Here is a 582-nt window from a genome sequence, read left to right as displayed (position 1 = left end):
CAGATCCATTAGTAACAGTAACTGGCGGTCCTATCGATTTAGTACCAGGAGCTAGTGATGCGACAACGTTTGTAGCTGAGTATGTATTAACACAAGACGATGTAGATGCAGGTATGGTAGAAAACCAGGCGCTTGTAACTGGTCAGAATCCTAATGGAGATGATGTAGTTGATACTTCTGATGATAATAGTACAGTAGAAGGAGAAGAGGATATAACAATCACAGATTTACCAGAAGATCCAGGAGCAATAGCAATCGTTAAGACTGGAACGTTCAATGATGAAGATGGAGATGGTTTTGCAGAAGNGATGTAGATGCAGGAATGGTAGAAAACCAAGCACTTGCAACTGGTCAGAACCCAAGTGGAGATGACGTAGAAGATACATCAGATGATGATAGTACAGTAGAAGGTGATGATGATATAACAATCACAGATTTACCAGAAGATCCGGGAACAATAGCAATTGTTAAGACTGGAACGTTCAATGATGAAGATGGAGATGGTTTTGCAGAAGCTGGTGAGACAATCACTTATAACTTCACAGTGACAAACACAGGAAATGTAACAGTAACAAACATTAT

At 39.9% G+C, this 582-nt stretch carries 2 protein-coding genes; both read left to right on the top strand.

Going from position 1 to position 582, the window contains the following annotated elements:
* Window positions 1-32 precede the first annotated feature (32 nt).
* A complete protein-coding gene (locus tag ACFO5T_RS15140; protein ID WP_465251687.1) occupies window positions 33-314 on the top strand; it encodes a DUF7507 domain-containing protein in 282 nt (93 codons plus the stop codon).
* An 8-nt stretch (window positions 315-322) separates the two neighbouring features.
* On the top strand, window positions 323-582 hold a 260-nt coding region (locus ACFO5T_RS00835; RefSeq protein ID WP_380031244.1), incomplete at its 3' end, for a DUF7507 domain-containing protein.

Source organism: Dokdonia genika (assembly GCF_042652845.1).
GTDB lineage: Bacteria > Bacteroidota > Bacteroidia > Flavobacteriales > Flavobacteriaceae > Dokdonia > Dokdonia donghaensis.
Note: the sequence above shows the minus strand (reverse complement) of the source record. Positions and strands in the feature narration are given on the sequence as shown.